Raw genomic sequence first — 14,219 nt, forward strand, 5'->3', positions numbered from 1 at the left:
TTTAAAATATAGAATAGGTTTTTTATTTTCTGGATTTTGAAGGGGGGGGCAAATTTTCAGATTTAATATTATGTGATGAGGAGCCTTTTTGTGGGGCAAGGTCAATCGCACCTGAATCATCGTTGGTATTGGTATCGCCATTATCATCCTCTACATTATGATTTTTGGATGATTTTTTGTCAGGTTGGACAGTTTTTGCCATATTTGAATATTTGATCAGGATTTTACGCAGACGGTTTGCCGCTGGATTGTTAACGCGCATTGCCATGACAATATCTTCTGGTCCCACAATCTGGTTATAATATTTATGATTGGCACTACTGTTAATTTTTAATTTAGATCCTTTTAGAGAGGCTCCGACAAATAATCCTGATGCTTTTTGCAGGTTATAAATATCTGCTGTATCCTTGTTGGCATCGCTACTGGATTTTGCTGCTGTTGCAGAGGCACTGGCTCCCATTGTAAATTGGCTGTCCAACAATTTGCGCAAACTGCGTTCGTTCATGATGAAAAGCATGACTTCTGTATTTTGTACACCAAGCTGTATACCAAAAGAGCCACTTGACATTTTGTAAAAAGCAGGACTGGACCAAGAATTTCTTGCATCCCTAGAAAGAAGCACACAATCTCCCCCGGAGCCTCCAAACACTAGGGAGATATGTGTAATATTTGGGCAAATCATCACTGCCCTGGCGTTTTTTAAACGGGTATAGACACGGCTGGATGTGGGAATATTTGCAAAGACATCCTCAACTGTTAAAAGAGAATGGTCTACAATAGATTGTACTTTGTCAGTTTTGGCCTTGGCATGCTGAAGAGAAAATATTGACAGCATTGAAAAGCAAAACATCGTACCATATTTAAAGATGAAATTATTTTTCATAGGATTAAACAATATAGTTCAGGTTTGACGAAAAAGAAAAGACAGATCGGTAGTTTAACATAAAAGCGATTTATGATAAGGACATATGAAGTGTTTTCGAGAGGATATCCGAAATTCCTGGAGCTGCGGTTAAAATAGGTGTCATTTGATGAAGGCCACCATTTTCCAAGAAAGGTGAAATACAGGCACCAGCTTCTCTAAGTAAAACGAGTGCTGCCGCCACATCCCATAAATTAATGGCCATTTCAAAATGTCCATCCAGTCTACCGCTCGCAACATCGACGAGGGACATGGTGCCTGAACCCAAAGTGCGAATCATTGCGCCAGTTTTTAAGATAGCTTCTGCATTTTTTAGAAATTCATCGATTTTACTGACGTGACTCCAGCCCAGTTCAATCATGGATATTTTTGGATCTTTAACATCGGAAACATGAATGGGCTTTTCATTCATGAATGCCCCTTTTCCTAGACGGGCAGTATAGAATTCGTTTACGCATGGAGCTGCAATAATACCGAGAGTGGGAACATTTTCTTCCATAAGGCCAAGAGAAATACACCACCGATTTCTGCCACGTGCATAGTTTGATGTTCCATCGATAGGGTCGACAATCCATCTTAACGACCCTGAACGTGTTTTCCCCTTTTCCTCTCCTTGAAAACCATCTTCGGGAAAGAGGGATTGAATTGCTTTTGAAATATAGGTTTCGATCTTGCCATCTGTTTCGGTCAACCAGTCTTGGGCATGTTTAAGGGATCCTTGGGGTCCCCCTGGACTGGGCCGCATTTGTAAGGCAATTTCAGATGCATTTTTGACAATTTCTTGTGCAGCTATAAAACGACGTGAAAGTGCGTCACTCATAATTGGTCTTAACCTTAAATGATTGAATGAATTTAAATCATATGATTATAGTGAATTTTATCAGAAATATTTAATTTTTTATAGAATCAGATTGTTTACTATTTTAAGATAAAAATTTGATAAAGATGAAACGTATTATTTTTATTTAAAAAATAAGGAACGAATTATGTCTCAGGAAGTTAATTTGGTTGCTATACTGGAAATTGATGAAGGGGCCTGGTCAAAAATTTCAGATGCTGTGAATGTGTGTGTTTCTCGTTCAAGAGAGGAAAAAGGAAATCATAGCTATACAGCCTATTTTCAAAGTGACAAGCCTAATAAAATTGTTTTTATTGAATGTTGGGCAAATCAACAGGCTTTGGATGCGCATTGCGAAACGGAACATTTCCAGAATCTGATGCGCGTGGTAAAACCTTTTGCTGTGAAGCCCCTTGAATTACTGAATTTAATACCCGCAAAATAAATTTGTATTTCTGATGTCGATTTTTGAAACGGATATATGGCGCATTGGTATTGTCAAGGCACCGGTTGAGGATGTGATAGCTTGTGATATTTGCGATATTCATTGGATAAAAGAGGAGGATACGTTCAAATTTCTTGCTGATCCTTTTGGCCTCTATAGAGATAATAAACTATATGTTTTTGCGGAAGCATATGATTACAGAGATCGTCATGGCCGTATAGAGGTATTAATTCTTGATCAACAGCTTTCACTTATTGATCGAAAAATTGTATTGGAGAAACCCTGGCATCTATCCTATCCAATGTTAATTGAGGATCAGGGGTTGGTTTACATGCTGCCAGAGGCATACAAATCAGGTGAAACCAGTTTATATAAAGCAGTTGAGTTTCCATTTCATTGGGAGAAGGTATCCTCTTTTTCTTTTCCTGAAGTGGCCATTGATCCGACTGTATTATTTTATAATGATTTATGGTGGATGTTTTATACTCCTGTAAGGGAAGGGTTAAGTCGGCAAAGCGTTTTATCTGTTGCCTGGTCGGAAAGTCTCGCAGGAACATGGCATTCTCATTCACTTAATCCCGTAAGGATTTCCCCCTCAAGTGCACGTCCTGGTGGTAATGCAGTCATTACATCTCAGGGTATTATTTTACCGACACAGGATTGCAGCTTGACTTATGGAGGGGGACTGACATTTTTAAACATTATTGAATTAACCCCTGATCAATTTGAAGCAAGAATTACAGGCCAGTTCAATAAAGGTTCAATATTTGGCGAATATAATCAAGGGGTGCATACATTAAGTAAGGCTGGCCCCTATAGTCTGATAGATGGTAAAAAAATACTTAGACAGCCTGTGAGGCGTTTCTTGATTGACAGGCGATATCAAATACATGGAATATTTTAAAAAGCTTGGAATATTTATTGATTTTTTGATTTTAAACCAATGAAATGTGTAAGAATTGATTTAATTTGATCGGTCAGACATCAAATTATTAACCAAGTGGAGATCATCAGGTTTATCCACATCCACGGCAGCCTGCCCCCAAGGTATAATTACAAAATCAATCTTAACCTTGGTTAATTTGAAAATTCTTTTTTTAAGTGCTTTTCTAGTCAAGCGATGCAGGATATATCGCAAGATTATTGAATATCCCAATAGCAAGCCCATTTTTACTGGACTTTTGCGATAACTTTCCAATTTTTGCCAAAGTTTTGCGACTTGAATGGACCTTGGTGTTCGAAACATAAAAATATTGCAACCAGAAAAAGAACCGTCAGCCAATTTGATGTAAGTTCTTTTTGTGTTTGGAACATCTTTTTCAATCTGTTCCTTTAGGGCGATACCAACAGCAAGGTCACATTGTGAGGCCTCCGCTTCCTGTATGAAATATTCCACCCATTCCGGTTGAAGTAAGGGGTTATCAGCGGTTGTTATTAATAGGGGGGTTCCCAATGCTTGAATGGCTTGGATGATGCTTGCACTTGGACCAGGACAGGTGGAAAGATACTTAATAAAGTTGGGTAGAATATCCCTAACAACCTCGAACTTTTCAATTGAAACAGCAATTTTATTAATGGATTCTATTTTTGCAAGGGTTTCGGTAACATATTCGATCATTGGTTTTCCCAATACGGGAATAATCGCCTTGTGCGAAACGTGAGCATGCAAAGCCAAAGGATCTTGTTTCCCTTGCCTTGACCCAGCCAGAATTAAAGCATTGATGGGTTCACGTTCCATAATGGCCCCAATTCCTTTTAGGCTGCTTTTTGAGTGTGTTGGGTGCAATCTTTTTTATGCTCCCGAAAATTAGATCCTGCGGGACGATCACGTGGAGGAGCCCCGGTTTTTAGCATAACCCAAGGATAATGTTCAGCTTCTTTCACAGTATATCCCATGTTAAATACAGTTGGGCTCCGTGGGCGTGCCTTGGCATCTTCATAATAGGTACCGAAGACTTTATCCCAAAAATAGTTGGTAATACCAAAGTTTCCCTTTTCATAATGAAAGTGGTGTAAAACATGAACCTGTTTAATATGACTTACATACCTGGATTTTGGTTTATAATTCAAATGTTGAATGCAATGAAAAAATTCATAAAAACATGACATGTACACAGCTGTACCAATAGAGGCAAAGAAACCGCAAAATCCACCAACTAAATATCCCAAGCCGCCCCCAATGATAATGATGGTTGGTATGGTATTCAAGGGTGATCCAAATAATACATTTAAAAGATGGGGATCCTGATGATGATCAAAGTGAATGCGTTTCCATAGTGAAGCCGACCATTTCATTCTGTATAGTAACGAAACATGCATGATCCAGCGATGGATAATATACCAGATTAATGGAAAGCCAAATATCATGACGATAATTGAACTTAAGACAGGAACCCATCCATTGAACGTGTAGCAGACAGCGACAATACATCCAATAATAAGGCTGAAATATAATAGGATGGTTGGATGCGTCAAATAGGCCACCCATAATTGTTTTAGTCCCATTTTACCTAAATCGTAACTACGTCCGGAACGTAGGTCTTGATTGCGCATAATTTGAAAGATAGATTGGTTGCTCATTGTTTTTCTTCAACTGATAGAATGATAGTGCATGTAGCTAACATAAAGACAAGGAAGGCAGAAAGTGAAGCCACTGGGGCGGGTATGGTTCCTGCTTTCCCCAAAGCATGCAGGACTTCTTGGAATATAATAAATAACAATCCATATCCCAAACAATAGATGGGGATCCAGCTACGTAACCCGGCACGTGGCGGGATGTAGGTCACAAGTACAGTAATAATTAGCATCATGATAAAAGTAAAGGGTAAACACAATCTTCCCCAAATTGTTGTTTTTATATAATTCGTAGGCATTTTGAAAGGTTGTTGATATGATAATTCTAGAACCATATTATGGATGGATTGTGGCATTGATTTTGAAGATAGTCTTATAAGGGTATGTGGTGTCAGGTTAATATTCCATATTCTTTCTTTTTCATTTGTTAATTCATGAAATTTTAATGGAATATCCGGTTTGTTTTGCAGGAATTTTGCATGAGAGAAAATCCATTGGTGGTTTTTATGAATGACTTCATCAGCAATAAGCACCGAGTCAATATGAGATAAATCACGACGCTTGATGATCGTCAGTCCTGTAATTTTATTTCCTCCATAGGCAATATGATCAATATTGATGATATCAAGATTGCTGTAAAAATAGAAATTATTTTCTTTTTCGGGATGCGGGTTGGTTTTGTTCCACCATGTTGCCAGATCCAGTTCCGTTTTGGGTGTAATTTGGTCAGACATAATAAAACATAGAAAACTTAGCAATAGCGTAACAGGTATTAATTTTTTTATCAGTCCCCATGTCGATAGGCCTATGGATCGTAGGATGGTTATCTCATTGTTGATTGTCAATTGAGTGAGGGCGATCAAGAAACCGATAAGGGTACTTAAGGGTAAAACAGAATTAAAAAGTAAAGGTAATTTCAGCATCATGAAATGAACAACCCCTTTTAGCCCAAGTTGTCGTTCCAAAATAGAAGAGGTTTGTTCCAATAGGGTTAAAACCTCCATGATTGCTGTTAAAATAATGACAGTAGTAAAAGTCGTTGCTAACAAGCGACTGGATAAATAAAAGGTTAACACATAACGTTTCAATAATTTTTTCATTATTTATCCGAAGACTTTGAAAAGTGTCTTAACAAATTGCGAGAGGTAAGGAGAAAAGGATTGTTTTTTAAGAATAGACAGCCAAAGCAAAAAAACAAGAATATAAAAAATGGTAGCCATAAAGCGACAAAAGCATTGTCATGTCCGTGTGAAACAAGGGTTAAACCCAGTTGTTGAATATGATCATAGGCAACAAGAATGATTGCCGCGATTCCAAGACCTAAATTTCTTTTACGACGTTTTGGTGTAATGGCTAAGGCGACAGCAAGAAAAGGAATGGCAATAATTGATAAGGCGCGGACTAAACGAAAATGAAATTCAGCCTTTATATCTAAAATTGGGATGTCTTGATAGGTATGGTGCTGAATTTGTTCATAGAGATTTGTTAGGGTTAGTTCGCGTTCATCGCTGCCTCTTTCCCTAAAAATGTTTTTCTTGTTTGTGTTTTGTATTATTCGTGAAGCATTGGAAAAATCTGTTATATTATTGTTGTTATTCGGGTTTAATGTAAGATTTTGACCATCATAAAGGGTCAGCATTATTTTTGAATGATCGGCCAGTGAATAAAAATTCCCTTTATCGGCCAGAATAATTTGTTCAACCAGTTGTTTTTTATCATTTAATTTTGTTTGTCTTATGAAGATTCCTGAAAGCTGGGTTCCGTTTTGGCTAGCTTTGTCAACGATCATAACAGTGTGGTTATTGGGTTGAACAATCATATGGCTTTGAATATGGGGTGCCCATCCAGCATGAGAGGCATAAAAAAAAGCTGCGCGAAAATCATATCGGGCATATGGCTGAATATAACCATATAATATTATACAAAAAAAACTGACGGCAATACCACTTATGATGTAAGACCGTGTACATTGAAAAAGGGATTTTCCAGCATTTAATAGTGCATCAATTTCATTATTAAGATTTAACTGACGAATACTTGAAAAAATTGATACGCAAAAGGCTGCCGGAATGGCAAGACCAAGATAATGAGGGATCAGATCAGCCAGTAAGCCAAGAAAAGTACTGAGGGGGCTGCTGTCTGCCGCTAATAGGTCAAGTAAAACAAGCAATCTTTCCAGCATCAAGGCGGCAAGGATAACTCCAAGAGAAATAATAAAACTTGGTAGAGCTTGCGCAAAAAGGTAGGAATCCAACATCTTGATGTGGATCGTTGATAAAAATCTGGTCAAACTCTGGTTTTTTAAATGAAATTTCAACAAGGATTTACTGAAAATAGTGATCTATATAAAAGGAGTGGGTTTGAGAAAAATCACCATTTTTGTCTATAAAGCGTACCGTTGAAAATGTATGAAAGTGATCATCCAATTTTTCAATTACGATTTTACGCCAAGCGGCTTGGTGATACGGACGGTTTGAATTGGAAGAGGCAGAAGCAATTCCCAGCATCGGTATATTGGTGTTAAGAAATTTTCGGGTAATGGTACGATGGACATGCCCAAAAAGAATAATTTCGACACCCTCTTCATATAATATTTTTTGCAATTTTTTCCTGTCTTTTAAGGCCTTTCTTTCCGAAACAATTCCTGATACAGGGGGATGGTGCAAAATCACAATTCTGAATAAATTATCTTTTTTAAGTTGTTGGAGTGCATATCTGATTTGATTCAGCTGATAATTTCCAACCTGGCCATTTGCAAAAAAGGGAGGCGTGGGAACAGCTGTATTAATGCCAATGACAGCGATAGAACCATAACGGGTTATGATAGGGTAATCGTCATGATTGTAAGCCTGTGACCAGGGTGACCAGAAAGCGTAGCTATTGTGCCATTGTGTTTTAACAAGCGCATCATGATTCCCTGGGATAATATTTATATTTTTAAAAGGAAGATGATGCAACCAGTCAGCTGCCTGTTTAAATTCCTCAGGCAGAGCCAAGTTGGTGAGATCTCCCGATATTAATAAAAGATCGGGAGATTCTCTGGAAATATCGTCAATAATGATATCAAGTCTCTTTTTTTGCAAAGAAAGGCGTCTTTTTTTCCAGGACAGAAAACTTAAAAATCGTTTATTGACAAGGGATAATTTCGGAAATTGAATGCTTTCCAAGGGAAGATGAATGTCCGAAATATGGGCAATTGTAAAGCGTTTCAAAAGAGACTATCCTTAAATATATTCTATGCTATTTTATGTAACATACTTGAAATCATGATAATATAGTTGATTTTTGCACAATTTTTTTCATAAAAGAAGCAAATGGGAAGGAATGATAACATCAAAACTATACAAACGTTTATTACTCCTCATATTAAATTAAAACAAGATACTATAGAATGTTAGAAGCAATCCGTGAATCAGAATATTGCCTTAATTAAAAATCCTGTCAGTCGATTAAATCAGAAAGAGGATAAGGAATTTACAGATTTTGCCTTGAACTGGTTAGGTGAAAATTATTCTACGCCACGAACTGTTGATGATATGATGCAAACGTTAAATCGTTTTGTCGCAACAGGGGTTGATTGTATCATTATAGATGGTGGAGATGGCACGATTAGTCATGTCATGACAGCTATTTATAGCTGTTATCCACATGATAAATTGCCAAGCCTCATTATTCTTCCTTCAGGAAATACAAATTTAATAGCCAAGGATATTGGATTCGGTATTCGGGGAATCAATGCTCTTAAGCGTATCAGGACTTTGGCAGAACGTCAGCGATTGCATTTTATGGTTCAGCATCGTCATGCATTAAAAATTGAATGGTCTGATCCCTCTCGCCCGCCTGTTTTGGGAATGTTTCAAGGTGCAGCGGCATTTACGAAGGCTATTCAGATTGCACATAACCCGACGATTTTAAAAAATTTTCCTCATGATGGTGCTGTGGCAATCACCATTATAACGTCTTTACTAAAATTATTTTTTTCAAAAACACGGGATTTATGGCTTAACGGCAATATATGCTCTTTTTTCATTGATGAAAAGAAATCATATCAGGAGAATTGCTTTTTGTTTTTATCGACGACTTTACAGAGCCTATCTCATGGAATGTGGCCGTTTTTTAACCGATATGTAGGGGATGATAGTCTTCATTATTTGAATGTTAAGGCACATCCTCCACATCTGTTGGCGGCATGTTTCGCCTTATTAAGAGGTAAAACGCCAGAATGGTTATTAAATGATCCTAATTATCTTAGTGGTACCGCCAATAAAATAAAACTGTCAATCAAAGAGGATATTATTCTTGATGGAGAACAGTTTGATACAGGCGAGGATCATTGTATCCTTCTTTCGACCGGTCCCAAATTTTCGTTTGTCCGTTTATAGATAATGTCGGCTGTTTATGTCATCATCCTTGTCACAATTATTGGCTACTTCATTTGATCAGCATTCTGTTCCAGAATCTGTTACCGCCTTCGTTAAACAGATCATAGGAGATCGGCAACCCATAGGTGTTATCTATTACGGTTCTTCTTTATGGAAAAAAGAACTGACAGGTTTGCTTGATTTTTATGTTGTTTGTCAAAATTTGTCTGATTGGTATCCGGAAGATTGTTTTAAAATTGTGATTAATTATTGTCTACCTCCGAATATTGAATATCATGAATGGAGTGAGGGGAATGTTAATTTAAGGGCCAAAGTTGCGATATTATCAATAGATCAACTTCAAAAAGCTACTGCTTTACAATCCATTGATACAACGATGTGGGCGCGTTTTTGTCAGCCTGTTAAGATTCTTTGGTGGAAAGATGATAAAGGAAAACAGGCATTGTTGGATTGTCTCATAAGAGCGGTAAATACAGCCATATGGTGGGCCACTTTTTTGGGACCAGAATATGGGACTGCGGAAAAATATTGGTGTTCATTATTCCGTCATACTTATGATGTCGAGCTAAGGGTGGAATCAAATAATCGTCCAATGTTGATTTTGGAAAATAGAGAAGATTACTTTAAGCAACTTTTAAAGCTGGGCTGGCAAAAAGCAGGAATATCCTATAACGAGACAAAAAATTATTTTCTATTTCCATCTGTGTCAAAGGATCAACGAGAATATGCTAGAAAACGCTGGAAGATTCGGAAAATATTGGGTCGACCCTTGAATATTTGCCGATTAATTAAGGCCGCTTTCACGTTTGAAGGGGGGGCGCAGTATATTGTGTGGAAAATTAATCGACACCGTGACATTAATCTTGAATTGACAGCGTTCCAAAAAAAATATCCCCTTATAAATGCACCCTGGATATTATTCAAATTATATCGACAGGGTTTATTCAAACGATAAAGATTTTAATTAAGAGTTAGCCCTACATCTTTAGCCGCCTGAATGTAGATTTGAACTAGTCGGTCAATCTGTTCTTCTGTATGGGCCGCGGCGATACTCGCTCTTAATAAAGGTCTGTTATCCGGTGTAGCGGGAGGCAGGCTAAGATTAATATAAGCCCCCAATTCTAACACCCTGTTCCAGAAATGAGCAGCCTGAGGTAATTCATTCAAGATGACAGAAACAACAGAGCTGATATCTGGACCAGTTTGAAAACCAGCATTCTGTAATGCATGATAAAACCGGGAGGCATTATTCTTTAGTTTATTTCTCAATTCAGGACGGTTAGCGATGATTTTCAAGTTTTCACGTGTTGCGGCGATTACTTCGGGAGGTAAAGAGGCCGTAAACATGTAGGGTCTGGTACAAAGACGTAATCTATCCATTTGTGGATAATCGGAAACACAATATCCTCCAACAGTACCCAAGCTTTTAGAAAAAGTTCCCACGATGAAGTCAACGTCTTGTTCCACGTTTTCACGTTCTGCAATTCCTCGACCATGTTCACCAAAAACACCAAAAGAATGTGCCTCATCAATCATGAGATAAGCATTTTCCTCTTTCTTGACCTGGATAAATTCTTTGAGGGGAACGATATCTCCAAACATGGAGTAAACCCCTTCCACCACAACCAGTTTAATACCATTTATATTGCCAACTCGGCGTAATCTCTTACGTAAATCGTCAGCGTCATTGTGTCGGAAACGTATAATTTGTGCCTGACTGAGTCTGCTGCCATCATAAATACTGGCATGACAGTCCGCATCCAAGAAAAGGTAATCATCCTTACCGGCAAGAGTTGATACCATGCCGAGGGTTGCTTGATATCCTGTTGAAAAAACCATGCAGGAACGACGGTTGAAGAACTGGGCCAGTTCTTGTTCGAGTGATTGATGTAAGGAATAAGAGCCATTGGCAATTCTGGATCCCGTTGTTCCAACACCATATCGCATAGCTGTTTCAGCAGCTGCTTTTCGTGCCTCTTCGGATTGACTGAGGCCTAGATAATTGTTTGTTCCAAAAAGAAGTGTTTCTTTCCCGTTGATAGTACCAACTGTTGCAGAAAGTGTTTTCTCGATTGTAACCCCAAACGGATTGTGCGGGGCAAAGGAAATAAGTTGGTTGAAAGCAGTTTCAAGTGGCTTGAATTTTGTAAATATATCCATAGGAGAGAGCTTTTATTTAAGGGAAACGATGGCATCTGCAAGATCACGAATCGTTCTTACGTCTGTCAGGCGATCCAAAGGAACGGATACGTCTAGTTTATCTTCAATTTCCATGACGAAATTCATGACAGCTAGAGAATCGAATTCCAAATCTTCAATAATTTTGCTGTCTGGTGAAATGTTTTTGGGAACTTTTGGGTTTTCTAATAATGTATCAATAATTATTTTTGAAATTTCTTCAACCGTTTCAGTCATAGTGTTACCTTGTTAAATATCAATATTTGAACGATTATGACTGATTGGATGACATTTAACGCAATCAGTCGCATATCCTAAGGAAAGAATTGATTTATTGTAAATAGCTTTTAAATTCTGTTCAAGAGGCCATAAAATTTCATTTCATACCTGAATTTTTAAAAATGAAATCCGAATTCTCCTTTTAAAAGCATTTGTCTTGCTTTTGCCCGTGTCAATTTTCCAGAGGAGGTTTGCGGCAGGCTATGTGGAGGGACTAACAGGACAGATACTTCTACACCATTTTGTCTTCTAAACAGACTGGTCATATCTTCTTGAAGTCTTTTTCTTTCAGACTCATCAATGGCACGGCATTGGACAAGTGCAACGACAGTTTCCTGATTATTCTTATCAACCGAGAATACAGCGACATCGCGGCTTCTTAGCGAGTTAAAAGCATGTTCAGCCGCCCATTCCAGATCCTGGGGCCATATATTTCGCCCATTAATGATAATCAAATCTTTTTCGCGTCCAATTATGACAATTTCGTTATTTAGAATATAACCTAGGTCACCTGTTTTTAACCATCCTTTTTTGTCAAGAACGGCTTCTGTTTCTTTTTCTTTATTGAAATAACCTTTCATAAGGCTTGGGCCTCGCACGTAAATGCTGCCCGCTCTTCTTTCGGGAAGAATATTTCCATTTTCGTCCCGTATTTCAATTTCATGATCAGGAAGTATCGGACCACAAAGAGTAAAAGTTCTGGTTGTAACGCAAGGATCATTGGAAGGTTTTGCTATACCTGTCGTTTCAAGAAGGGGCAAATCAATAGTATCGGTTTTAAGTCCCTCTCCCAAAGGTGCGAATGAAAGGGCTAATGTCGCTTCCGCCATACCATAGCTTGCGACAAAAGCTTTTGAATCAAAACCATATTTTTGATATTGTTCGGCAAATTGTTCTAAAATATGAGAACGTATCATATCTCCGCCAATACCTGCCGCACGCCAAGAGGATAAATCAAGTTCCAGGGTTGAGGAAGGCATACGGCGTGTACAAAGTTCATACCCAAAAGATGGACTATAAGATAGGGTCCCTTTATTACGACTGATCAGATCCAACCAGACATGTGGACGCCTTGCGAAATCCCTGGTAGGCAAAAGATCAATGGTTAACTGGCATGTCATAGGGGTTAGAAAAAATCCAACCAGCCCCATATCGTGATACAAGGGTAACCATGAAACGCATCGGTCTCCTGTTTCTTTTACTGCCAATCCATAATATGAGATTGCATGAGCATTGGCCAAACAGGCTTTCTGGGTGACAGCAACCCCCATAGGAAAACGAGTGCTTCCTGAAGAAAATTGAAGATAAGAAAGATCATCAGCCTGAATAACTGGTAATTCTATGGCGCTATTAACTTTTATTTCTTTTAGCTGGGCAGGACTTCCTCCGAACAATAAAGGAAATTTTTCAATAATTTCCCGCGTCCAGCTTTGAATTGTTTGTGGAATAATAACCGCTTTTGCGGAAGAGTTTTCAATCATTCCCCGCAAGGTGTTGATATAAGAAGATTTTCCAGCAAAAGCAACAGGCAGAGGCATTGGGGCGGGAACAATACCTGCATATTGGCAGCCAAAAAAGATACGGCTAAAGTCACTGTCACTTTCTGCAACAATGGCCAAGCGATCGCCTTTCTCTAGTCCCAAGGTCAAAAGTTGCTTGGCAACATGTATAGCTTGTTGTCGCAGGTCAGAATAGGGTAATGATTCTAATAAAACTCCCTTGGCTGAATAAAAATTAATACCGCTTTTTCCTTGAGCGGCGTAATCTAAAGCCTCAGAAAGAGAAACAAAATCACCAAAACGTCGTTTAAGACCAGAATCCGTTGGTGTTGGATGTTTGTTTATGTCCACAATTAAAATTCCACCAAGTTTTTTACAAAACAGTATATATAAATTGCTTTTGTTAAGTATACCTAAAGATAAATAATAATCACTTCATTATGATTATAAAAGAGCAATCCTGTTTGGCTGTTGCCAAACATATTGTGTATAGAAGCTTTCTACAAATGAAGAAAGTATTTTTTGCAACATGTAAAAACTCATTGTTATGGTTATGTATTTACGTTTAATAGGGCTTATAATAAAAAACAATCTTGTTTTTAAAAAAAAATAAAGATTTCGCAAGTTTTTTATGCAAATATATATTTATATGAAACAGTTTTTTTAAAACCAGATCTGTTTTGGACTGATTATTGTTTTGTTAATTAAATCCCATTATTGCAATCAGTTTAAAATGAATGAACAGCGTTTTATGTATGTATAATACTTATATATTAACAAGTGGGAAATATATTTCATTTTCAGTATGAAAATAGTCAATTTTTTAAATAGAAAAGAAGTAAACCTGATATCTTATTTTATAAATTGTTAAATGAGCGGATTTACATTGTTAATTAAAAACGGTTTTTTAGAATAAAAAAGGATTTAAAATTAAAAATAAAAAAATAAAATTTAGGGGTTGATTCTTAGATTTAAATTGTATAGATAAGTTCACACAGACATTGAGAGAACAAAAGGTTTTTGATGTGTTTTACGATTTTGTTCATTGACAATTGTATAGGATGAGAAGGGGATATGCTGGTGGCGTATTGGTTGTAGTGCT

14 protein-coding genes are annotated in these 14,219 nt (G+C 37.6%); 4 read left to right on the forward strand and 10 right to left on the reverse strand.

The window, feature by feature from the left end; all coding sequences use genetic code 11:
* Positions 1 to 22 precede the first annotated feature (22 nt).
* A complete protein-coding gene (locus H3R33_RS07440; RefSeq protein WP_232342154.1) occupies positions 23 to 883 on the reverse strand; it encodes a lipid-binding SYLF domain-containing protein in 861 nt (286 codons plus the stop codon).
* 70 nt (positions 884 to 953) lie between these two features.
* The gene (locus H3R33_RS07445) at positions 954 to 1,742 is read right to left on the reverse strand and encodes an inositol monophosphatase family protein (RefSeq protein WP_110439035.1); all 789 of its coding nucleotides are present in this window, start codon (positions 1,740 to 1,742) and stop codon (positions 954 to 956) included.
* A gap of 166 nt (positions 1,743 to 1,908) precedes the next feature.
* On the opposite strand from H3R33_RS07445, the gene H3R33_RS07450 reads away from it, so the two are divergent.
* Both H3R33_RS07450 and H3R33_RS07455 read left to right on the forward strand, forming a co-directional pair.
* Positions 1,909 to 2,205: a putative quinol monooxygenase gene (locus H3R33_RS07450; protein ID WP_110439034.1), complete on the forward strand. Its 297-nt coding sequence runs from the start codon at positions 1,909 to 1,911 to the stop codon at positions 2,203 to 2,205.
* Between the two features lie 13 nt (positions 2,206 to 2,218).
* Entirely contained in the window at positions 2,219 to 3,109 is an 891-nt protein-coding gene (locus H3R33_RS07455) for a formyl transferase (RefSeq protein ID WP_198184995.1), read from the forward strand.
* A 60-nt stretch (positions 3,110 to 3,169) separates the two neighbouring features.
* Here the strand turns inward: H3R33_RS07455 and H3R33_RS07460 are convergent, their stop codons facing one another.
* From H3R33_RS07460 to H3R33_RS07480, 5 genes are all read right to left on the reverse strand, one after another.
* Positions 3,170 to 3,943 (reverse strand): nucleotidyltransferase family protein, encoded by a 774-nt coding sequence (locus tag H3R33_RS07460; protein WP_198184994.1) that lies wholly within the window; start codon positions 3,941 to 3,943, stop codon positions 3,170 to 3,172.
* Positions 3,944 to 3,960: 17 nt separating this feature from the next.
* Positions 3,961 to 4,785, reverse strand: coding sequence for a sterol desaturase family protein (locus tag H3R33_RS07465; protein WP_230873472.1), 825 nt, complete (start codon positions 4,783 to 4,785; stop codon positions 3,961 to 3,963).
* On the reverse strand, positions 4,782 to 5,879 hold the full coding sequence (locus H3R33_RS07470) for an LptF/LptG family permease (protein WP_155565976.1): 1,098 nt from the start codon (positions 5,877 to 5,879) through the stop codon (positions 4,782 to 4,784). The genes H3R33_RS07465 and H3R33_RS07470 overlap by 4 nt, the downstream gene beginning before the upstream one ends.
* Positions 5,879 to 7,036 (reverse strand): LptF/LptG family permease, encoded by a 1,158-nt coding sequence (locus H3R33_RS07475; RefSeq protein ID WP_198184993.1) that lies wholly within the window; start codon positions 7,034 to 7,036, stop codon positions 5,879 to 5,881. Before H3R33_RS07475 ends, H3R33_RS07470 begins: the two co-directional genes overlap by 1 nt.
* Positions 7,037 to 7,103: 67 nt before the next feature.
* Positions 7,104 to 7,991 carry a metallophosphoesterase gene (locus tag H3R33_RS07480; protein WP_198184992.1) on the reverse strand — a complete coding sequence of 296 codons (888 nt, stop codon included), beginning with the start codon at positions 7,989 to 7,991 and terminating at the stop codon, positions 7,104 to 7,106.
* Positions 7,992 to 8,186: 195 nt separating this feature from the next.
* On the opposite strand from H3R33_RS07480, the gene H3R33_RS07485 reads away from it, so the two are divergent.
* A complete protein-coding gene (locus H3R33_RS07485) occupies positions 8,187 to 9,161 on the forward strand; it encodes a diacylglycerol kinase family protein (protein ID WP_198184991.1) in 975 nt (324 codons plus the stop codon).
* Positions 9,162 to 9,177: 16 nt separating this feature from the next.
* Positions 9,178 to 10,116, forward strand: a complete 939-nt coding sequence (locus H3R33_RS07490) for a hypothetical protein (RefSeq protein ID WP_198184990.1) — start codon at positions 9,178 to 9,180, stop codon at positions 10,114 to 10,116.
* Between the two features lie 5 nt (positions 10,117 to 10,121).
* On the opposite strand, the gene spt is transcribed toward H3R33_RS07490, so the two are convergent.
* The 3 genes from spt to H3R33_RS07505 form a co-directional block, all read right to left on the reverse strand.
* Positions 10,122 to 11,321, reverse strand: a complete 1,200-nt coding sequence (gene spt / locus H3R33_RS07495) for a serine palmitoyltransferase (RefSeq protein ID WP_198184989.1) — start codon at positions 11,319 to 11,321, stop codon at positions 10,122 to 10,124.
* Between the two features lie 12 nt (positions 11,322 to 11,333).
* Positions 11,334 to 11,576, reverse strand: coding sequence for an acyl carrier protein (locus H3R33_RS07500; RefSeq protein ID WP_122124053.1), 243 nt, complete (start codon positions 11,574 to 11,576; stop codon positions 11,334 to 11,336).
* A 158-nt stretch (positions 11,577 to 11,734) separates the two neighbouring features.
* Entirely contained in the window at positions 11,735 to 13,468 is a 1,734-nt protein-coding gene (locus H3R33_RS07505; RefSeq protein ID WP_347401048.1) for a fatty acyl-AMP ligase, read from the reverse strand.
* Positions 13,469 to 14,219 lie beyond the last annotated feature (751 nt).

Source organism: Commensalibacter sp. B14384M2, assembly GCF_016101865.1.
GTDB classification, from domain to species: domain Bacteria; phylum Pseudomonadota; class Alphaproteobacteria; order Acetobacterales; family Acetobacteraceae; genus Commensalibacter; species Commensalibacter melissae.